Source organism: Leisingera coralii (assembly GCF_049056525.1).
Lineage (GTDB): Bacteria > Pseudomonadota > Alphaproteobacteria > Rhodobacterales > Rhodobacteraceae > Leisingera > Leisingera coralii.
In genome coordinates this window covers 1-961 of record NZ_JBHUPT010000088.1, presented here as the reverse complement: position 1 = coordinate 961, position 961 = coordinate 1, and the positions used below count along the sequence as shown (strand labels likewise).

Sequence of the window (961 nt, the reverse complement as noted above, 5' to 3'; positions counted from 1 at the left end):
GCGGACAGAAGCATGACCCCATAACGGAACCGATACCGATCGCACTTGACGAACACGCCCCGATTACAGAAGGCATTCCGCCCGGAGCTTGCTGTTAAACGCCTCAATGAAGCTATTGTCCGTGGGCCTTCCAGGCCGTGAGAAGTCGAGGGTAACGTCGTTGGCGTAGGCCCAGAGATCGAGGTCCCGCGAGATGAACTCGCTGCCGTTATCGACTCTGATCGTCCTGGGGTAGCCGATCTGCCCGCAGACCCGTTCGAGCGTCTGCACAACATCTTCGCCCCGATAGGTGAAGCGCGGATCGGCCGCAGGGCAGAGCCGGGAATGCGTGTCGACAACGGTCAGGATACGCAACCTCCTGCCCAGGGCGAGCTGGTCGTGAACGAAGTCCATCGCCCAGACATCGTTTGGCCCAACGGCTTCCTGACGGTCTTCTCTGAGCTTTGCCTTCACCCGGCGCTTGGGGTGCTTGTTCCTGAGCTGCAGGCCCAACTCGTTGTAAATCCTGCGTGTCTTCTTCATGTTGATCACCCAGCCCTCCCGTCTCAGAAGCACGTGGACGCGCCTGTAGCCATAGCGCACACGCGTCTCTGCGATCTCTTTGATCCGCCGTTCGACGGCAGCCTGATCCGTCCGCCGGGACTTGTAGTGGTAGGTGGATGTGTCGAAGCAGATGGCCCCACAAGCCTTCCGGATCGATACACCCCAATCGACGCACATCCCGGTGACAATCTCGCGCAAACGGCCAGGCTTCAGAGCTTTCGCCGAATGACATCCTGAAGCATCTCCCGGTCCAGCGTCAGGTCCGCCACAATCTTCTTCAGCCGGATGTTCTCGTCCTCAAGCGCTTTCAGCCGGCGCATCTCGTCCGGCAGAAGGCCTCCGTATTTTTTCTTCCAGTTAAAGTATGTCGCCTGGCTGATCCCGGCCTTGCGGCAGATCTCCGCGACCGGCGTTCCTT

Annotated in this window: 1 pseudogene; it reads right to left on the bottom strand. The window is 59.6% G+C overall.

Annotation, left to right across the window (positions count from 1 at the left end):
• Positions 1-69: 69 nt before the first annotated feature.
• A pseudogene (locus tag ACFMBG_RS22195) lies at positions 70-961 on the bottom strand (IS3 family transposase); the annotation flags it as partial.